At 72.2% G+C, this 19,225-nt stretch carries 20 protein-coding genes; 16 read left to right on the top strand and 4 right to left on the bottom strand.

Annotated elements, in window-relative coordinates; translation table 11 throughout:
* Positions 1-2: 2 nt before the first annotated feature.
* The gene (locus OG514_RS06430) at positions 3-731 is read right to left on the bottom strand and encodes an MBL fold metallo-hydrolase (RefSeq protein ID WP_266891773.1); all 729 of its coding nucleotides are present in this window, start codon (positions 729-731) and stop codon (positions 3-5) included.
* A 148-nt stretch (positions 732-879) separates the two neighbouring features.
* Between OG514_RS06430 and hrcA the strand changes: the two genes are divergently transcribed.
* The 4 genes from hrcA (at position 880) to OG514_RS06410 (ending at position 5,003) form a co-directional block, all read left to right on the top strand.
* Positions 880-1,899: a heat-inducible transcriptional repressor HrcA gene (hrcA, locus tag OG514_RS06425; RefSeq protein ID WP_266891771.1), complete on the top strand. Its 1,020-nt coding sequence runs from the start codon at positions 880-882 to the stop codon at positions 1,897-1,899.
* Positions 1,900-3,036: a molecular chaperone DnaJ gene (gene dnaJ / locus OG514_RS06420; protein ID WP_266891769.1), complete on the top strand. Its 1,137-nt coding sequence runs from the start codon at positions 1,900-1,902 to the stop codon at positions 3,034-3,036.
* 147 nt (positions 3,037-3,183) lie between these two features.
* Positions 3,184-4,263 (top strand): nitronate monooxygenase, encoded by a 1,080-nt coding sequence (locus tag OG514_RS06415; protein ID WP_266891767.1) that lies wholly within the window; start codon positions 3,184-3,186, stop codon positions 4,261-4,263.
* Entirely contained in the window at positions 4,260-5,003 is a 744-nt protein-coding gene (locus OG514_RS06410; protein WP_266891765.1) for a 16S rRNA (uracil(1498)-N(3))-methyltransferase, read from the top strand. The genes OG514_RS06415 and OG514_RS06410 overlap by 4 nt, the downstream gene beginning before the upstream one ends.
* Positions 5,004-5,034: 31 nt before the next feature.
* Here the strand turns inward: OG514_RS06410 and OG514_RS06405 are convergent, their stop codons facing one another.
* The gene (locus OG514_RS06405; protein WP_266891763.1) at positions 5,035-5,397 is read right to left on the bottom strand and encodes a hypothetical protein; all 363 of its coding nucleotides are present in this window, start codon (positions 5,395-5,397) and stop codon (positions 5,035-5,037) included.
* Positions 5,398-5,473: 76 nt separating this feature from the next.
* Between OG514_RS06405 and OG514_RS06400 the strand changes: the two genes are divergently transcribed.
* From OG514_RS06400 to OG514_RS06380, 5 genes are all read left to right on the top strand, one after another.
* Complete coding sequence (locus OG514_RS06400) at positions 5,474-6,751, top strand: 26S protease regulatory subunit (RefSeq protein WP_266891761.1); 1,278 nt, start codon at positions 5,474-5,476, stop codon at positions 6,749-6,751.
* On the top strand, positions 6,748-7,842 hold the full coding sequence (locus OG514_RS06395; protein WP_266891759.1) for a tetratricopeptide repeat protein: 1,095 nt from the start codon (positions 6,748-6,750) through the stop codon (positions 7,840-7,842). The genes OG514_RS06400 and OG514_RS06395 overlap by 4 nt, the downstream gene beginning before the upstream one ends.
* Before the next feature lie 76 nt (positions 7,843-7,918).
* Entirely contained in the window at positions 7,919-8,278 is a 360-nt protein-coding gene (locus OG514_RS06390; RefSeq protein WP_266891757.1) for a histidine triad nucleotide-binding protein, read from the top strand.
* Between the two features lie 23 nt (positions 8,279-8,301).
* Positions 8,302-9,204 (top strand): ribonuclease Z, encoded by a 903-nt coding sequence (locus OG514_RS06385; RefSeq protein WP_266891755.1) that lies wholly within the window; start codon positions 8,302-8,304, stop codon positions 9,202-9,204.
* Positions 9,205-9,217: 13 nt separating this feature from the next.
* Positions 9,218-10,216, top strand: a complete 999-nt coding sequence (locus OG514_RS06380) for an adenosine deaminase (RefSeq protein WP_266891753.1) — start codon at positions 9,218-9,220, stop codon at positions 10,214-10,216.
* Between the two features lie 27 nt (positions 10,217-10,243).
* Here the strand turns inward: OG514_RS06380 and OG514_RS06375 are convergent, their stop codons facing one another.
* Positions 10,244-11,578 carry an MFS transporter gene (locus OG514_RS06375; protein ID WP_266891751.1) on the bottom strand — a complete coding sequence of 445 codons (1,335 nt, stop codon included), beginning with the start codon at positions 11,576-11,578 and terminating at the stop codon, positions 10,244-10,246.
* 271 nt (positions 11,579-11,849) lie between these two features.
* Between OG514_RS06375 and OG514_RS06370 the strand changes: the two genes are divergently transcribed.
* The 5 genes from OG514_RS06370 to OG514_RS06350 all read left to right on the top strand — a co-directional run bounded on the left by OG514_RS06370 (position 11,850) and on the right by OG514_RS06350 (position 16,314).
* Entirely contained in the window at positions 11,850-12,968 is a 1,119-nt protein-coding gene (locus tag OG514_RS06370; protein ID WP_266891749.1) for a carbohydrate kinase family protein, read from the top strand.
* A gap of 105 nt (positions 12,969-13,073) precedes the next feature.
* Entirely contained in the window at positions 13,074-14,153 is a 1,080-nt protein-coding gene (locus OG514_RS06365; protein ID WP_266891747.1) for a PhoH family protein, read from the top strand.
* 12 nt (positions 14,154-14,165) lie between these two features.
* A complete protein-coding gene (gene ybeY, locus OG514_RS06360; RefSeq protein ID WP_148004175.1) occupies positions 14,166-14,663 on the top strand; it encodes an rRNA maturation RNase YbeY in 498 nt (165 codons plus the stop codon).
* A 5-nt stretch (positions 14,664-14,668) separates the two neighbouring features.
* Positions 14,669-15,964 (top strand): hemolysin family protein, encoded by a 1,296-nt coding sequence (locus OG514_RS06355; protein WP_266891741.1) that lies wholly within the window; start codon positions 14,669-14,671, stop codon positions 15,962-15,964.
* The gene (locus OG514_RS06350) at positions 15,961-16,314 is read left to right on the top strand and encodes an MmcQ/YjbR family DNA-binding protein (RefSeq protein ID WP_266891739.1); all 354 of its coding nucleotides are present in this window, start codon (positions 15,961-15,963) and stop codon (positions 16,312-16,314) included. The genes OG514_RS06355 and OG514_RS06350 overlap by 4 nt, the downstream gene beginning before the upstream one ends.
* Before the next feature lie 28 nt (positions 16,315-16,342).
* Here OG514_RS06350 and OG514_RS06345 read toward each other — a convergent pair whose 3' ends face one another.
* A complete protein-coding gene (locus OG514_RS06345; RefSeq protein ID WP_266891737.1) occupies positions 16,343-17,746 on the bottom strand; it encodes an MFS transporter in 1,404 nt (467 codons plus the stop codon).
* 128 nt (positions 17,747-17,874) lie between these two features.
* Between OG514_RS06345 and OG514_RS06340 the strand changes: the two genes are divergently transcribed.
* Positions 17,875-18,735, top strand: a complete 861-nt coding sequence (locus OG514_RS06340; RefSeq protein WP_266900764.1) for a helix-turn-helix transcriptional regulator — start codon at positions 17,875-17,877, stop codon at positions 18,733-18,735.
* A 74-nt stretch (positions 18,736-18,809) separates the two neighbouring features.
* Positions 18,810-19,172 (top strand): cytidine deaminase, encoded by a 363-nt coding sequence (locus tag OG514_RS06335; RefSeq protein WP_030317464.1) that lies wholly within the window; start codon positions 18,810-18,812, stop codon positions 19,170-19,172.
* Positions 19,173-19,225: the final 53 nt, after the last annotated feature.

Below are 19,225 nucleotides of genomic sequence, written 5' to 3'. Positions count from 1 at the left end.
CGTTAGGCCACCTGGAAGCGGTGTGCCAGTTCCTCCCGCTGGAGTCGTACGAACGTGGCGTCCACCACCGACCCGTGCCCCGGCACGTACACCGCCTCCTCGCCGCCGAGCCCGAGGAGCCGGTCCAGCGCGTCCGGCCAGCGGGAGGGGATCGCGTCCGGGCCCGCCTGTGGCTCGCCCGACTCCTCGACCAGGTCGCCGCAGAAGACCACCTCCCGCTCGCCCGGCACCAGGAGCACCAGGTCGTGGCCCGTGTGGCCGGGGCCGACGTTCGCGAGGAGGACCTGCCGGCCGCCCAGGTCGAGCGTCCACTCGCCGGAGACCACGTGCCGGGGGGCCACCAGGACGTCCACGGCCTCCGCCGCGGCCGCCTCGTCGAGCCCGTGCCGCACGGCGTCCTCGCGCAGCGCCTCCCGGTCCCGCACCCGGCCGAGGAGCTCGTCCGAGCCCACCGCGCCGAAGACCTCCGCGCCGGAGAAGGCCGCCGTGCCGAAAACGTGGTCGAAATGGGGATGGCTCAGTGCGATGTGCGTCACTCTCCGGTCGCCCGTGAGGCCCTCGATCTGGCTCCGCAGCTCGGCGCCCTCCGCGAGCGAGGAGCCCGTGTCGTACAGCAGCACCGCCCGTTCACCCAGTACCAGTCCGACCGTGGCGTCCCACCCGGGCAGCCGTCGCCGGCCCACTCCGTCGGCGAGCCGCTCCCATCCGTACGCTTCCCAATCCACGTCCATGCGGCGACGCTAACCGGTGGGGGCGTCGCCTCCTTGCCAGGAGCGACGCCCGCCGCCGTACACTGGCCGGGGGATCGCTGGCACTCGGACAGGGCGAGTGCCAAAAGCGGAGCAACCGGAACGACGACGACAGCTGGAGGTGCGCACGATGCTCAGCGAACGCAGACTCGAGGTCCTGCGTGCCATCGTCCAGGACTACGTCGGGACGGAGGAGCCCGTCGGCTCCAAGGCACTCACCGAGCGCCACAAGCTCGGCGTCTCGCCCGCCACCGTGCGCAACGACATGGCCGTGCTGGAGGAGGAGGGCTTCATCGCCCAGCCCCACACCAGTGCCGGCCGCATCCCGACCGACAAGGGCTACCGCCTCTTCGTCGACCGGCTCGCCGGCGTCAAGCCGCTGTCGACGCCCGAGCGCCGGGCCATCCACAACTTCCTCGACGGCGCGGTGGACCTGGACGACGTCGTCGGCCGCACGGTCCGGCTGCTCGCCCAGCTGACCCGCCAGGTCGCCGTCGTCCAGTACCCCTCGCTGACCCGCTCGACCGTCCGGCACGTGGAGCTGCTCTCGCTGGCCCCCGCCCGCCTGATGCTGGTGCTCATCACGGACACCGGCCGCGTCGAGCAGCGTCTCATCGACTGCCCCGCACCCTTCGGCGAGACCTCGCTCGCCGATCTCCGGGCCCGGCTCAACAGCCGGGTCGTCGGCCGCCGGTTCGCCGACGTGCCGCAGCTGGTGCAGGACCTCCCCGAGTCCTTCGAGGAGGTCGAGGACCGCGCCACGGTCTCGACCGTGCTCGCCACCCTCCTCGAAAGCCTCGTCGAGGAGCACGAGGAGCGGCTGATGATCGGCGGCACCGCCAATCTCACCCGCTTCGGACACGACTTCCCCCTGATGATCAGGCCCGTCCTGGAAGCCCTTGAGGAGCAGGTCGTGCTCCTCAAGCTGCTGGGCGAGGCCAAGGAATCGGGCATGACCGTACGCATCGGGCACGAGAACGCCCACGAGGGGCTGAGCTCCACGTCCGTCGTCTCGGTCGGCTACGGTTCGGGCGGCGAGGCAGTCGCCAAACTCGGCGTGGTCGGACCGACCCGCATGGACTACCCCGGAACGATGGGAGCGGTACGCGCAGTGGCACGTTACGTCGGACAGATCCTGGCGGAGTCGTAAGTGGCCACGGACTACTACGCCGTACTCGGCGTGCGCCGCGACGCGTCCCAGGACGAGATCAAGAAGGCCTTCCGGAGGCTCGCGCGCGAGCTGCACCCGGATGTGAATCCCGATCCGAAGACGCAGGAACGCTTCAAGGAGATCAACGCCGCCTACGAGGTCCTCTCGGACCCGCAGAAGAAGCAGGTCTACGACCTGGGTGGCGACCCGCTCTCGGCCTCCGGCGGAGGCGGCGCGGGCGGCTTCGGGGCCGGTGGCTTCGGCAACTTCTCCGACATCATGGACGCCTTCTTCGGCACGGCCTCGCAGCGCGGCCCGCGCTCGCGGACCCGTCGCGGCCAGGACGCCATGATCCGTCTGGAGATCGACCTCAACGAGGCGGCCTTCGGCACCACCAAGGACATCCAGGTCGACACGGCGGTCGTCTGTACGACCTGCTCGGGTGAGGGTGCCGCTCCCGGCACCTCCGCGCAGACGTGTGACATGTGCCGCGGCCGTGGCGAGGTCTCGCAGGTCACCCGGTCCTTCCTGGGCCAGGTCATGACCTCGCGCCCCTGCCCGCAGTGCCAGGGCTTCGGCACCGTGGTCCCGACCCCGTGCCCCGAGTGCGCGGGCGACGGCCGGGTCCGCTCCCGCCGCACCCTCACCGTCAAGATCCCGGCCGGTGTCGACAACGGCACCCGGATCCAGCTCGCGGGCGAGGGCGAGGTCGGCCCCGGCGGCGGCCCCGCCGGCGACCTGTACGTGGAGATCCACGAGACCCCGCACGACACCTTCCAGCGGCGCGGCGACGACCTGCACTGCACGGTCACCATCCCGATGACCGCGGGCGCGCTCGGCACCAAGGTGCCGCTGCAGACCCTCGACGGCGTCGAGGAGATCGACATCCGCCCGGGCACCCAGTCCGGCCAGTCGATTCCGCTGCACGGCCGTGGCGTCACCCATCTGCGCGGCAACGGCCGGGGCGACCTGATCGTGCACGTCGAGGTGATGACGCCGGGCAAGCTCGACGCGGAGCAGGAGCGCCTCCTGCGCGAACTGGCCAAGCTGCGCGGCGAGGAGCGGCCCACGGGGCAGTTCCAGCCGGGGCAGCAGGGGCTGTTCTCGCGGCTCAAGGACGCGTTCAACGGGCGGTAGACAGCGGCGGTATCCGTTGTACGGAAGGGCGGCACACGCGAACGGGCGTGTGCCGCCCTTTCCGTACGTGACGCATTCCGTACGTGACGTATTACGTACCTGACGTACGAATTCGGCCCGGAAGCGGTGGCATGGCACGATGCCCGTATGTCCACCACCGCACTGAACGATCTCTCTCGGTTTCCGATCGTGCAGGCCCCCATGGCGGGTGGCGGCTCCTGTCCCGAGCTGGTCGGAGCCGTGTGCGCGGCCGGGGCGCTCGGCTTCCTGGCCGGCGGGTACAAGACGGCCGGAGGCCTCTACCAGGAGATCAAGCAGGTGCGCGGGCTCACCGCACGCCCCTTCGGCGTCAACCTCTTCCTGCCGGAGTCCGGACGGCCCGCGGACCCCGCCGCCATCGAGGTCTACCGGCATCAGCTCGCGGGCGAGGCCACCTGGTACGACACCCCGCTCGGCGATACCGACGACTGCCGTGACGACGCCTACGACGCCAAGCTGGCGATCCTCCTGGAGGACCCGGTCCGCGTCGTCTCCTTCACCTTCGGCTGCCCCGCGCCCGAGGTCCTCGCCTCCTTCGCGCGCGTGGGTACGTTCACGATCGTGACCGTCACTTCCGCCGAGGAGGCCCTCGCCGCCGAGCGGGCCGGCGCCGACGCCGTCTGCGTCCAGGGCGTCGAGGCGGGCGGACACCAGGGCACGTTCCGTGACGACCCCGCCGACGACGCCCCGGGCACCGGACTGCTCGCCCTCCTCACCCAGGTCCGCGAGAGCGTCGCCCTGCCGATCGTCGCCGCAGGCGGCATCATGCGCGGCGCCCAGATCGCCGCGGTCCTGGCCGCCGGGGCCGAGGCCGCCCAGCTCGGCACGGCCTTCCTCTGCTGCCCCGAGTCGGGCGCCCACCCGCTGCACAAGCGGGCCCTGACCGACCCGCTGTTCACCCGGACCGCCTTCACCCGGGCCTTCTCCGGGCGCTCGGCGCGCGGCCTCGTCAACCGCTTCATGCGCGAGCACGGGCCGTACGCCCCCTCCGCGTACCCCGAGATCCACCACCTCACCGCCCCGATCCGCAAGGCGGCCGCCACCGCGGGCGACGCCCAGGGCATGGCCCTGTGGGCCGGTCAGGGCCATCGGCTCGCCCGTGAACTCCCCGCCGGGCAGCTGGTCGAGGTGCTGGCCGCCGAACTCGACACCGCGCTCTCCGAGCCGGCCCACAGGAGCAACTCATGACCGCACCCGTCTTCGTCGTCGACGCCGTCCCCGGCCCCGGGAGCTTCCTCCTGGACGGCCCCGAGGGCCGGCACGCCGTCTCCGTGAAGCGGCTGCGGGAGGGCGAGGAACTCGTCCTCGCCGACGGCCGGGGCCGCTGGGCCGCGTGCGTGGTGCTCGCCGCCGAGGGCAAGGACCAGCTCACCGTGCGGGTCGACGAGGTCCACGATGACGTCGAGGAGGAGCCCCGGATCACCGTCGTCCAGGCACTGCCCAAGGGCGACCGGGGCGAACTCGCCGTCGAGACCATGACGGAGACCGGGGTGGACGCCGTCGTGCCGTGGGCCGCCTCCCGCTGCATCACGCAGTGGAAGGGCGACCGGGGCCTCAAGGCGCTCACCAAGTGGCGGTCCACCGCGCGCGAGGCCGGCAAGCAGTCGCGCCGCTCCCGGTTCCCCGAGGTCGCGGACCTGATGACGACCAAGCAGGTCGCCGCGCTGCTCGCCGGCGCCGACTTCGCGGCCGTCCTGCACGAGGACCGCGACCACCCGAGCGGGGCCCTCGCCACCGCTGAACTCCCGGTGAAGGGCTCGATCGTGCTGGTCGTCGGCCCCGAGGGCGGTGTCTCCCCGGAGGAGCTCACCGCGTTCGAGGCGGCCGGGGCGAAGCCGTACCGGCTCGGCCGGAGCGTGCTGCGCACCTCGACGGCGGGCACGGCGGCGACGGCGCTCGTCCTGGGGCGTACCGGGCGCTGGAGCTAGGCAGTTCCGGCGGATCATGGCCGGGCACGACCTAGGGCCAGTCCGCCTTCGTCAGGGTGTCGTAGAGGGGCCAGCCGTCCTCGTCCCGGATGCCGTGTGCGCTCGGGAGGAGATCGCGGGCCGTGGCCTCGTCGAGGAAGCGGCGTACGACGCCCGGCTCGTTCAGGTTGAGGATGTCGCCGCCCGTCGACGCGATGTCCCCGGCGCCGAAGGGAAAGCCGGAGATGATGCGGTCCGGGGCGTCCCGGAAGACCAGACGCAGCTGACTGTGGCGGTTCTCGGTGCGGCGCAGGGTGAGGAACGTCAGACAGTCCGGGTCGTGCCGGTGACCGACCGTCCACAGCCACACCGTGTCGTCCACCGTCAGCCTGCGTGGTACCCGGTCCCGTCTCATCCGGCGAAGTGTACGGAGCGGGCACCGGACCGAACCCGGTGGACAGCCGCCCCCGCGCGCTCCTTAGGCTGACCGCATGGCCGACGAGTCCCCCCTGATCCGCAGTCTGCGCGCAGCGGTCGCCGCCGCGCCCGACGACGTACCCCTCCGTCTTCACTTCGGCGAACTCCTCCTCTCCGAGGGACGGAACGACGAGGCCGTCGCGGAGGCGGCCGTGGCCCTCCAGCATTCGCCGGGGGACGCCGGGGCCCGCGCCCTGATGGTGCGCGCCATGGGGATGCCGCAGGCCCCTGCCAGCGCTCCCGCTCCCGCCGCGAGCGCGCCCGAGAAGCCCGAGGCGCCCGTCGGCCAGGCCCCCGGCTTCGACTGGGACGCCGCCGAGCAGCAGGTCCAGGACCTCGTCGGACCTCGTTTCCTGGAGGATCCGCAGGCGGCCGTCGGCGGAGGCGCCACCGGGGACACCGCCGCCTGGGACGTCGACGCGCCCGGCTCCGTACGCCTCGCCGACGTCGGCGGCATGGACGAGGTCAAGGACCGGCTCGAAGCCGCCTTCCTCGCTCCCATGCGCAACCCCGAACTGCGCAAGCTGTACGGCAAGTCGCTGCGCGGCGGCCTGCTCCTCTACGGCCCGCCCGGCTGCGGCAAGACCTTCATCGCGAGGGCCGTCGCCGGCGAACTCGGCGCGAACTTCCTCACCGTCTCGCTCTCCGACGTCCTCGACATGTGGATCGGCGCGTCCGAGAAGAACATCCACGACATCTTCGAGACCGCCCGCCGCCAGGCTCCCTGCGTCGTCTTCCTCGACGAGCTGGACGCCCTCGGCGCCAAGCGATCCCGCACCCACCACAGCGGTCTGCGCAATGTCGTCAACCAGCTCCTCACCGAGCTCGACGGCATCGCGAGCGGCGCCGGCAACGAAGGCGTCTTCGTGCTCGCCGCCACCAACGTGCCCTGGGACGTGGACATCGCGCTGCGCCGCCCCGGCCGCCTCGACCGCACCCTCCTCGTGCTGCCGCCGGACGCCACCGCGCGCGAGTCGATCCTCCGCTACCACCTGCGCGAGCGTCCCATCGAGGCCGTCGACCTCGGCAAGCTGGTCAAGGCCACCGAGGACTTCTCCGGCGCCGACCTCGCGCATGTCTGCGAGACGGCCGCCGAGGCCGCGCTCCTCGACTCCGCCCGCAGCGGCTCCGTACGCCTCATCACCACCAAGGACCTGCTCGGCGCGGCCAAGCAGATCAAGCCGTCCACCGAGCCGTGGTTCGCCGCCGCCCGGAACGTCGCCATGTTCGCCAACGAGGGCGGCCTGTACGACGACCTCCTCGCCCACCTCAAGAAGAAGCGCAAGCTGTGACCACCCCGACCACGCTGCTGCGCGCCGAGGCCCTGTACGACACCGGGCGGTACGCACAGGCCGGGCAGCTCGTCGCCCAGCACCTGGCGAGCGAGCCGGAGGACGCCGAGGCGCTGGTCCTGCTCGCCCGTTGCCACCACCGCGCCGAGGACCACCAGGCCGCCCTGGAGGCCGTCGACGGCGCGCTGCGCGCCGAACCCGAGCTGCTCATGGCATGGCTGATGCGCGTCCAGATCCTGCTCGGCCTGCAGCGGTTCCAGGACGCGGAGACCTCCGCCCGGTACGCCGTGCAGCTCGCCCCGCAGTACTGGGGCACCCACTACGCCCTCGGCACCGCCCTCGCCCAGTTCGCGGAGCACGCGCGTACGCCCGCGCGTACCGTCGAGGCGTACGAGGCGGCGCGGGCCGCCGTCAGCCTCGCCCCCGAGGAGGATGCCGCCCACTTCCTGGTGGGGCTCACCGCCCAGCGCCGGGGCGACCACGCCACCGCGCAGCGGGCGTACGAGACGACACTGCGGCTCAACCCGCAGAGCAGCGAGGCCCACAACAACCTGTCGCTGCTGCGGCTGCGGCGCCGCTGGTTCCGGCGCGGGGCCTGGACCCAGGCCGCCGAGGGCTTCGTCGCCTCCGCCGCGCTCGACCTCCAGGACCGCAAGGCCCGCTACAACCTGGAGGCCATGGCCTGGAACACCGTGGCGGGCGCGCGTTGGGTGGCGCTCGTCGGCTTCCTGGCCTCCGCCGCCGCCATCGTCGCGATCCCCGGGAGGGCGACCTGGGCCGACGCGGCCGTCCCGCTTCTGGTCGGCGGGGCCGTGATCCTCGGCGCCTGGACCGGATGGGCGGTGTGGATGGCCCGCCGGGTGCCGCCCCGCCTGCGCCGGCCGCTGCTCCTCGTGGCGCGCAACTGCCGGCCCGTGCTGTTCATGGCCGGGGCCGTCGGACTCCTCGGCCTCTACTCGCTCGCCTCGCTCGCCCTGTGGTCCTTCGACTCGGGCGTGGTGAGCGGATTCGGCACACCCCTGTTCTGGGGCGTGATCATCACGTACTGGGTGAGCCGCTCGGCCCTCAACCGGCGCGCCCCCAAGGACTGACCGGGGACGCGGCGACGCCTGGTGCGGCGGATAGCATGCGCGTGTAGCGACCGACGAGGCGAGGAGGCCCAGGGCCATGGCCGGAGAGCCGCAGAGCGACTGCCTGTTCTGCAAGATCGTGGCGGGGGAAGTACCCGCGACGATCGTGCGCGAGACGGAGACGACGCTCGCCTTCCGCGACATCAACCCGCAGGCGCCCACCCACGTCCTGGTGATCCCGCGCCTCCACTACCCGGACGCCGCCTCCCTGGCCACCGCCGCGCCGACCGTCGCCGCCGACATTCTGCGCGAGGCCGGTGAGGTCGCCGCCCAGGAGAAGGTCGACGGCAGCGGCTTCAGGATCGTCCTCAACACCGGCGCGGGCGCGGGCCAGACCGTTTTCCACGCCCACGCGCACGTGCTGGGCGGCCGCGGCCTCAACTGGCCCCCCGGCTAGACCCGCATCGGACCGGATCGCACATGTCCGTACGAGAACTCGTCGTGCTCGGGACCGCCAGCCAGGTCCCGACCCGGCACCGCAACCACAACGGCTATCTGCTGCGCTGGGACGGACAGGGCATCCTCTTCGATCCCGGTGAGGGCACCCAGCGGCAGATGCTGCGGGCCGGGGTCGCCGCCCACGACATCGACCGGATCTGCGTGACGCACTTCCACGGCGACCACTCGCTCGGCCTGGCCGGGGTGATCCAGCGGATCAACCTCGACCAGGTCCCGCACCCGGTCACCGCGCACTACCCGGCGAGCGGACAGCACTTCTTCGAGCGGCTGCGGTACGCCACCGCCTACCGCGAGACGGTGAAGCTGGCCGAGGCGCCGGTGGCCGCCGACGGGCCGCTCGCCGTCACCGACGCGTACACCCTCGACGCGTGCAGGCTCTCGCACCCCGTCGAGTCGTACGGCTACCGGCTGACCGAACCCGACGGGCGCCGCATCCTGCCGGAGCGGCTCGCCGCCCACGGCATCAAGGGGCCCGACGTCGGCCGGATCCAGCGCGAGGGCGTGCTGAACGGGGTGACGGTGGAGGACGTCAGCGAGGTCCGGCGCGGGCAGCGGTTCGCGTTCGTCATGGACACCCGGCTCTGCGACGGCGTGCACGCGCTCGCCGAAGGTGCCGACATGCTCGTCATCGAATCGACCTTCCTCGACGAGGACGTCCGCCTCGCCACCGACCACGGCCATCTGACGGCCGGACAGGCCGCCGCCGTCGCCCGGGACGCGGGCGTACGGCATCTCGTCCTGACCCACTTCTCGCAGCGCTACTCCGACCCCGCCGAGTTCGAGCGCCAGGCGCGGGCGGCCGGGTTCGACGGCGAACTGAGCATTGCCCAGGACCTCATGAGGGTCCCCGTACCGAAGAGATAGACCGGGAAACACCATGCCCCTTCCCAAGGCCGAACTGCACCTCCACATCGAAGGCACCCTCGAACCCGAGCTGGCCTTCGCGCTCGCCGCACGCAACGGCGTCACCCTGCCGTACGCGGACACCGCCGCGCTGCGCGAGGCGTACCGGTTCAGCGACCTCCAGTCCTTCCTGGACCTCTACTACGGCCTGATGGCGGTCCTGCGCACCGCCGAGGACTTCACCGAACTCACCGACGCCTATCTGGAACGGGCCGCCGCCCAGGGCGTCCGGCACGCCGAGATCTTCTTCGACCCGCAGGCGCACACCGCCCGCGGCGTCCCGATCGGCACCGTGATCGAGGGCCTCGGCGCCTCCCTCGAACGCTCCGAGGAGCGGTACGGGATCTCCACCCGGCTCATCATGTGCTTCCTGCGCGACGAGTCGGCGGAGTCGGCACTTGCCACCCTGGACGCCGCGAAGCCCCATCTGGACCGGATCACCGGAGTCGGCCTCGACTCGGCGGAGGTCGGGCACCCGCCGGCCAAGTTCCGTGCGGTGTACGAGGCTGCCGCGGCGCTCGGGCTGCGGCGGGTCGCGCACGCGGGGGAGGAGGGGCCGGCCGCGTACATCCGCGAGGCCCTGGACGTTCTCGGTGTGGAGCGGATCGACCACGGGCTGCGGTGCATGGAGGACCCGGAGCTGGTCGAGCGGCTCGTGCGGGAGCGGGTGCCGCTCACGCTGTGTCCGCTGTCCAACGTGCGGCTGCGGGCGATCGACGTGCTGGGTGATCATCCGCTGCCGGCGATGATGGCGGCGGGGCTGGTCGTCACCGTGAACTCCGATGATCCGGCGTACTTCGGCGGGTATGTGGGGGACAACTTCGACGGGGTGCGGGATGCGTTGGGACTGACGCCGGAGCAGCTTCGGGAGCTGGCCCGCAACTCGTTCGAGGCGTCGTTTCTGGAGGACGACGAGGCGCGCAGGGAGCGTTACCTGGCCGAGGTCGAGGCGTACGAGTTCGGCGGGGAGTAGCGGGCGGGCTGAATCTCAGCCCCCCGGTCACCCCCGGTCGCTCGGCCTCGCCAGCCGGAACGCCGACCTCGCCAGGCGCCGGCGGCCCGCCGGGACCGGGACCCGGATCGGGGCGATCTCCTGCTCCGCCGCACCCATCTGCGGAACCGTCGGCGGGGTCGCCGCCGCCGTGCCCGCCAGGACCGCTCCCGCCGCCCCGCCCCTGCGTCGCACCGATCCCGGGACCAGGGGGCGGCCGGAGACATGGCGGGCCACCGCCGTCATGGGGATCGCGACCAGCAGAAGCAGGGTGCACAGGGTCAGGCCCATTCCCGGGTAGCCGGCGCCCTCCGACAGCAGGCTGCCCGTCAGGGGGCCGCAGGCCACGCCCAGGGAGGATGCCGCGCCGACCAGGACCGCCCAGCGGCCGCGGGGGTCGAGGGAGGCGGCCAGGCCCAGGAGGTAGGAGAGGACCACCGGGTAGAGGGCGTTCCACAGGATCTCGCCGGTGGCGAACCGCGTCAGGTCGTCGGCGGCCGAGCTGAGCAGGACGCAGCCCGCGATGAGGACGGTGCCCCCGCCGATCGGTACCGCCCGGCCCAGGCGGGAGCCGAGCGCGCCCGCCGCCGTGACCCCGGCGAGTCCCGCGCCGAGCGCCGCCGCGAAGACCGCGCCGACGGTGACCTCGGAGAGTCCGGCCTGCGTCAGGCCGATGCGGCCGCTCACGCCCCACAGCGCGTTCTGCGAGAGGGACCAGAGGAGGATTCCGGCCGCGAGCACGGCTCCTGCGCGGCGGTGGGGGAGCGGGCCGGTCGGTGCGGGTTCACGGGGCTCGCGGTTCGTGCCCGGCAGCCGGGCCGTCAGCGGCCACACGAGGGCCGCCGCGCAGGCGATCGCGAGCAGCGGCGGGGCGTGGCCGCCGGCCAGGTGCGGGAGGGTCAGGTAGAGGGCGCCCGCGGTGGCAGAGACCGAGAGCAGGCCGAGGGTGGAGGCCCGGTGCGGGTCGCGCCGGCCGGCGATCCCCGCCGCGGCCACCGCCGTCGCCGTGCCCGAGCCGACGCCGCCGAGGACCGCGCCCGCGACGACCAGGGGCACGATGCCGGTCGCGGCGGCGGAGCCGTATCCGACCGTCATGGCGAGCAGTCCCGCGCGGGCCGCCCGGCGCGGGCCGATCCGCTCCCCGCGGGCGGCGAGCGTGAAGCCCGCGGAGGAGGAGCCGAGCAGCAGGACGGAGCCGACGAGGCCCGCCTGCGCGGGGGTGAGACCGAGCCCGGCGGACAGTCGACCGACGACGGTCGGCAGCAGGTACGGGGCGAGGTAACCGGCCGTGAAGAGGGCGACGAGGGCGACGAGGCCCCCCGGGACGCGCGGGCGCGACGACATGGGCGTTCCAGGGACTGAACAGGGAAATGAGATGGGCGCCCGGTGATCCACGGGTCGCGGCACCATGTGTATCAAGCATCCGAGTGAGCGGAGAAGGCGGTATCCCCCGATTCAGCCTGTGATATGGGTCACAATCAGTTTGGGGTCGGGTGGACTGGGTATCGCGCGACGTGCGTGTTGCGTCACCGCCGTCTCCCGAGCCCCATCGGGCACACTGTCCAGATCGGCACCTCGGTGCCGATCCACCCGCACCACGACCGGGGAGTCCGCCGTGACCACAGCAAGGGGAGACCAGTCGCAACAGGACGCCGGGGTCGACCCGTTGGTGTGCCTGCGCGAGCCCACCGACCCCGCCTGCGACGTCTTCCTGACCGGCACGGTCTTCCTCGACATCATCTTCACCGGCCTCGACAGCGCCCCCGTCCGGGGCACCGAGTCCTGGGCCCGCGGCATGGGCTCCAGCCCCGGCGGCGTCGCCAACATGGCCACCGCCCTCGCCCGGCTGGGGCTCCGCACCTCCCTCGCCGCCGCCTTCGGCGACGACCACTACGGCGAGTACTGCTGGGACGCCCTCGAACAGGGCGAGGGGATCGATCTGTCGCTCTCCCGCACCGTTCCCGGCTGGCACTCCCCGGTCACGGTCTCCATGGCCTACGAGGGCGAGCGCACGATGGTCTCCCACGGCCACGAGGCCCCGCCGCTCGACGGCGCGCTGCCCGCCTACCCGCCGCACGCGCGCGCGGCCGTCGCCTCCCTCGTCCCCGGCCGCAGCGAGGACTGGGTCGCCCAGGCCGCCGGAGGCGGCGCCAAGGTCTTCGCCGACGTCGGCTGGGACGACACCGGCCGCTGGGACCTGGCGGGCCTCACCGACCTCGCGCACTGCGAGGCCTTCCTGCCCAACGCCGCCGAGGCGATGCGCTACACCCGCACCGACTGCCCCCGGGCCGCCGCCCGCGCCCTCGCCGACAAGGTCCGCTATGCCGTCGTCACCCTCGGTTCCGAGGGCGCCTACGCCGTCGACGGCGCCACCGGCGAGACCGCCGAGGTCCCCGCCATCCAGGTCTCCGCCCTCGACCCGACCGGCGCCGGGGACGTCTTCGTCGCCGGTTTCGTCACCGGCACCCTCGCCGACTGGCCGCTCGCCGACCGGCTCGCCTTCGCCGGGCTCACCGCCGCCCTCTCCGTCCAGGAGTTCGGCGGCTCCCTGTCCGCCCCCACCTGGGGCGAGATCGCCGCCTGGTGGCAGCACGTCCAGGGCCACGCCTGCCAGGACCCCGAGGCGCTGCGCGCCCGCTACGCCTTCCTGGAGCGGCTCCTGCCGGCCCCCGCGCGCGCGTGGCCGCCGCGCCGGGCGGTGCCCACGATCGGCTTCCGTGCGGCCGCCTCGTAAATCCCTTCGGCCTGTCACCGCCAGGTCGTAGGCTTGGGAGCCGAGAGGCTGTCGAGCGGCGACAGCCCTTCAGTGGGAGGTATGCGCAGGCCTCAGTGCCGGCCCATGACTCAGACACCAACAGCCCAGAACGGATCGCCCCAGGACGGGACGCCCGGCCAGGCCCGCGCCCAGTTCAGCGTCCCCGCCAAGCACCCGATGGTCAGTCTGCTCGGCTCCGGTGACGCCCTGCTCCGCGTGATCGAGCGGTCGTTTCCCCAGGTCGACATCCATGTCCGGGGCAACCAGGTCAGCGCGGTCGGCGATGCGACGGACGTCGTACTGATCCAGCGCCTGTTCGACGAGATGATGCTGGTGCTCCGCACCGGTCAGCCGATGACGGAGGACGCGGTGGAACGCTCGATCGCCATGCTCAGAGCGAGCGAGAACGGTTCGGAGGGCGGCGAGGAGACTCCCGCCGAGGTGCTCACGCAGAACATCCTCTCCAACCGCGGCCGCACGATCCGTCCCAAGACGCTCAACCAGAAGCGGTACGTCGACGCGATCGACAAGCACACGATCGTCTTCGGCATCGGTCCCGCGGGCACCGGAAAGACCTACCTGGCCATGGCCAAGGCGGTTCAGGCCCTGCAGTCCAAGCAGGTCACCCGGATCATCCTGACCCGCCCGGCCGTCGAGGCCGGCGAGCGCCTCGGCTTCCTGCCCGGCACCCTCTACGAGAAGATCGACCCCTACCTGCGCCCGCTCTACGACGCCCTGCACGACATGCTCGACCCCGACTCGATCCCGAAGCTCATGGCGAGCGGGACGATCGAGGTCGCGCCACTGGCGTACATGCGGGGAAGGACGCTCAATGACGCGTTCATCATCCTGGACGAGGCGCAGAACACGAACCCCGAGCAGATGAAGATGTTCCTCACCCGCCTCGGCTTCGACTCGAAGATCGTCATCACCGGTGACGTCACCCAGGTCGACCTGCCGAACGGGACGAAGAGCGGTCTGCGACAGGTCCGCGACATCCTGGACGGGGTCCAGGACGTCCACTTCTCGATGCTCACGTCGCAGGATGTCGTCCGGCACAAGCTCGTCGGCCGTATCGTCGACGCGTACGAGCAGTACGAAATCCGCAACGAGGGCCGCGACGACAGTCGCGGTGATCATCGCCGCGGCCGTTACGGGAAGTAGAACGCAGAACACATGTCGATCGACGTCAACAACGAGTCCGGTACCGAGGTCGACGAGCAGGCGATCCTCGACATCGCCCGCTACGCGCTCGCGCGCATGCGCATCCACCCGCTCTCCGAGCTCTCGGTGATCGTCGTGGACGCGGAGGCGATGGAGCAGCTCCACATCCAGTGGATGGACCTGCCGGGCCCGACGGACGTCATGTCTTTCCCGATGGACGAGCTGCGCCCGCCGGCGAAGGACGACGCGGAGCCCCCGCAGGGGCTCCTCGGCGACATCGTGCTCTGCCCCGAGGTCGCCACCCAGCAGGGCAAGGACGCGCCGACGGAGCACTCCATGGACGAGGAGCTCCAGCTGCTCACCGTCCACGGCGTGCTCCACCTCCTCGGGTACGACCACGAGGAGCCCGACGAGAAGGCCGAGATGTTCGGCCTCCAGGCGGCGATCGTCGACGGCTGGCGCGAGGAGAAGGGCCTCACCGGCCCGTCCCCGGCGCCGACCGTCTCCTGACCCCGATGGACGTTTCGCTGATCCTCGGCGCGGTGGCCCTGGTCGTCGTGGCCTGGCTCGCCGCCTGCGCCGAGGCCGGTCTCGCGCGCGTCTCCAGCTTCCGCGCCGCCGAGGCCGTACGGTCCGGCCGGCGCGGGGCCGAGAAGCTCGCCCAGATCGCCTCCGACCCCACCCGCTATCTCAACGTGGCACTGCTCGTCCGCGTCGCCTGCGAGATGGCGGCCGGCGTCCTCGTCACGTACGCCTGCCTCGAAGCCTTCCCGGAGACCTGGGAGGCGCTGCTCGTCGCCATCGCCGTGATGGTCCTCGTCTCGTACGTGGCCGTCGGCGTCTCGCCGCGCACGATCGGCCGCCAGCACCCGCTGAACACGGCGACGGCCGCCGCGTACGTACTGCTGCCGTTGGCCCGCATCATGGGGCCGATCCCGCAGCTGCTCATCCTCATCGGCAACGCGCTGACGCCCGGCAAGGGCTTCCGCAAGGGCCCGTTCGCCTCCGAGGCGGAGCTGCGGGCCATGGTGGACCTCGCCGAGCAGGAGTCGCTGATCGAGGACGACGAGCGCCGGATGGTGCACTCCGTCTTCGAGCTGGGCGACACGCTCGTACGGGAGGTCATGGTGCCCCGCACCGACCTCGTCTGCATCGAGCGGTACAAGACGATCCGTCAGGCCCTCACCCTCGCCCTGCGCTCCGGCTTCTCCCGGATCCCCGTCACCGGGGAGAACGAGGACGACATCGTCGGCATCGTGTATCTGAAGGACCTCGTCCGCAAGACGCACATCAACCGCGAGTCCGAGTCGGACCTCGTGTCGACCGCGATGCGGGCCGCCGCCTTCGTGCCCGACACCAAGAACGCCGGTGACCTGCTGCGCGAGATGCAGCAGGAGCGCAACCACGTCGCCGTCGTCATCGACGAGTACGGCGGCACGGCCGGCATCGTCACCATCGAGGACATCCTGGAGGAGATCGTCGGCGAGATCACCGACGAGTACGACCGGGAGCTTCCGCCGGTCCAGGACCTCGGCGAGGGCAGCCACCGGGTCACCGCGCGCCTCGACATCGGCGACCTCGGCGAGCTGTACGGTCTGGGGCCCGACGAGTACGACGACGAGGACGTGGAGACCGTCGGCGGTCTGCTCGCGAAGGCGCTCGGCAGGGTTCCGATCGCGGGCGCGAAGGCGGTCGTGCAGCTGCCGGACGGGCGTTCACTGCGGCTGACGGCCGAGTCCCCGGCCGGCCGGCGGAACAAGATCGTCACTGTTCTCGTGGAACCGCTGGAACCGGAGGAGAGCACGGAATGACCCCCGACGAGCTGCGCGCCTTCTGCCTGGACTTCAACGACGCGACGGAGGAGTTCCCGTTCGGCCCGGACGTCTCCGTCTTCAAGGTCGCCGGGAAGCTGTTCGCGCTCTCGTGGCTCGAATCCGAGCCGCTGCGGGTCAACCTCAAGTGTGATCCGGACGAGGCGGTACGGCTCCGCGAGGAGCATCCGGCGGTCGCCCCCGGCTATCACATGAACAAGCGGCACTGGAACACGGTGACCGTGGGAGAGCTCCCGGACCGGATGGTCCGGGAGCTCGTCGAGGACTCGTACGACCTGGTGGTCGCGGGTCTGCCGAAGGCCGTACGGCTCCGCCTCGACAGGCCGTAGCTCTCCACCGCTCTCCCCGCGGCCTGGTTCAGGACCGGCGCCGGAGGCCGAGGGCGACCAGGACCGCCGTGCCGAGGACGATCGCCGCGTCCAGGACCAGGACCGTGCGGACGCCCCCGAACAGATCACCGCCCGTGGTGGCGAGCACGCCGAGCAGCGGGATGCCGATGGTGAGGCCGACCTGCTGGGTGGTGGTGACCAGGCCGGTCGCCAGGCCCTGCTCCTCGTCCGGGACACCGGAGGTGACGGTCAGCCCGTACGAGATGATCGCGCCGAGGTGGCACATCGAGGCCAGCGAGACCGCGACGGTCGCCAGGACCACGCCCGACTCCTCGCCCAGACCGAGCAGCGCGGCCGTCAGCACGCCCTGTCCGGCCAGCGAGCCGACCAGGGTGGCGCGGGCGCCGATCCGGCCGATCACCTTCGGTGCGAGCAGGCCGGCCACGACCGACATCACGCCCTGTACACCGAAGACCAGTCCGGTCGCGAAGGCCGACAGGTCCAGCGTCTCCTGCAGGTACAGGGTGAGGACGAAGACGACGGTCGACATCATCGAGAAGGTGATCAGACCGCCCAGGTTGCCGAAGGCGACCGTGCGGCGACGCAGCATCGGCAGCGAGACCAGCGGGGCCGGGTGCCGGGACTCGACCCGCACGAACACCGCGAGCAGCACGATGCCCGCGACCAGGGTGACCAGCACGTCCGTGCCGCCGAAGCCGCGCTCGGCCGCCGTCGACAGGGAGTAGATCAGGGCGAGCAGACCACCGGTGACGGTCACCGCGCCGGGCACGTCGAGCCGGGGCCGCTCGGGGGTGCGGGACTCGGGGAGCAGGCCGGGGGCCAGCGGCAGCACGATCACGGCGAACAGGGTGAGCAGGCCCATGGTGGAGCGCCAGCCCAGGGTGTCCGTCATGACACCGCCGAGGAGCATGCCGACGGTGAAGCCGAGCGAGAGCAGGGTGCCGGAGATGCCGAGCGCCTTGTCGCGCAGCGGCCCCTCGGGGAACGTCGTCGTCAGCAGGGACATGCCGGTGGGCACGATCGCGGCGGCGCCGATGCCCTGGAGGGCGCGCCCGGTGAGGAAGGCGGCCGGGTTCCAGGCGAAGGTGGCGAGCAGCGAGGCCAGGCCGAAGAGGGCGAGTCCGGCGAGGAACAGCTTCTTGCGTCCGTAGAGGTCGCCGACGCGGCCGAAGAGGAGCAGGAAGCCGCCGGAAGGCAGGGCGAAGGCGGTGACGGCCCACTGGAGGGCGGACTGGCCGAGGCCGAGGTCGGCGCCGAGGACGGGCAGCGCCACGTTCAGCACGGAGAAGTCGAGCGCGACCATGAACTGGGCGGCGCACAGCACGAAGAGGATGAGCCGGGTGCGGCCGGTGAGCGTCGGGGGAGCGGCGGGGGCGAGTTCGTCCGTGGGCGGAGAGGTCAGGGTTGCCATGTCCCCACCTTCGGCGTCCGGGAACAAGGGTGGGGAGCGGGTACTTATCCTGTTGGTCGTACCACCAGGCACCACCACGCATCCAGGGGGAGGAAGCACACGTGGCCACCGCTCTCGAGAGCACCACGATGAAGCAGCACCGACTGGGCGAGCTGCGCGAGTTCCTGATGAGCCGTCGGGCCCGGGTGAGCCCCGCGGAGGCGGGCCTTCCGGACGGTGGCGCGCGCCGCCGGACGCCGGGGCTGCGCCGGGAGGAGGTCGCGGTCCTCGCGGGCGTCGGCGTCTCCTGGTACCAGTGGCTGGAGCAGGGCCGGGACATCACGGTCTCGCCGCAGGTGCTCGACTCGGTGGCGCGGGTGCTGCGGCTGAGCCCCGCGGAGCGGCGTCATCTGTACGTCCTGGCGGCGCTGAACCCGCCGGCGCCGGAGACGGCTCCGGAGGACCGGGACATGTGCGACGGGCTGCGGCGGCTCATCGACGCGTGGATGCCGTTTCCCGCGCACATCATGGACGCGTACTGGAACACCGTCCTGTACAACGACGCGGCGGCGATCGTGCTCGGGATGGGCCCCGACATCGCGAGCAACTGCCTGGTCACCTTCTTCACCGACCCGCTGTACCGCACCCGCATGAGCCACTGGGAGGAGATCGCGCCCCGGGTCGTCGCCCAGTTCCGTTCGGCGTGCTCGGAGAGCCCCGACGACGAGGGTTTCCGGCAGGTCATCGAGGAGGTCAAGGAGCTGAGCCCGGAGTTCGCGGAGCTGTGGGAGCGGCGGGACGTGATCCCCGGCGGCCAGAACCGCAAGGAGCTGGAGCACCCGCTGGTCGGCACGCTGTACGTCGAGGCGACCCAGCTCAGGGTCCCGGCCCGCCCGGACCTGGTGATCGTGCTCCACACCCCGCTGCCGGAGGCCGGCACGGCGGAGAAGCTGGAGTGGCTGGTGTCGCCGGAGGGCCGCCGCGGGGCGATGTACCCGGTCGCGGGCTGAGCCCCCGGACCGTGGTGGCCCCGGCCCGGGGCCGGTCGCGGGCCGAGTCCCGGGGCGGACCTATGCTCAGGGGCATGACACTCAGCAGCGAGCACGGCGACCTCGGCGCCGAGGACCTCAAGATCATCACTCTGGCGCGCAGCGCCCGCGCCCGTAACGGTGTGCCCGAGGGGGCCGCCGTACGGGACGAGACCGGTCGTACGTACGTGGCGGGGACCGTGGAGCTGGAGTCGCTCAAGCTGAGCGCGCTGCGGACCGCGGTCGCGATGGCCGTGGCCAGTGGCGCCCAGTCCCTGGAGGCGGCGGCCGTCGTGTCGAGCGCCGAGTCCGCCTCGGACGAGGACCGCGCGGCGGTACGGGACCTCGGCGGCCCGGAGACCCCGGTCCTGCTGGCCGGCCCGGACGGGCAGCTGCGCGTGGCGGTCACGGCGGGCTGAGCGACTCGGCCGCCGCACGGGCGAGCGGCGAGAACGGGACATCGAGGGCCCGG

The sequence above is a fragment of the Streptomyces sp. NBC_00572 genome, from assembly GCF_026341815.1.
Taxonomy (GTDB): Bacteria; Actinomycetota; Actinomycetes; order Streptomycetales; family Streptomycetaceae; genus Streptomyces.
The sequence above is the reverse complement of the archived record's forward strand: the minus strand, read 5'-3'. Positions and strand labels throughout refer to the sequence as shown.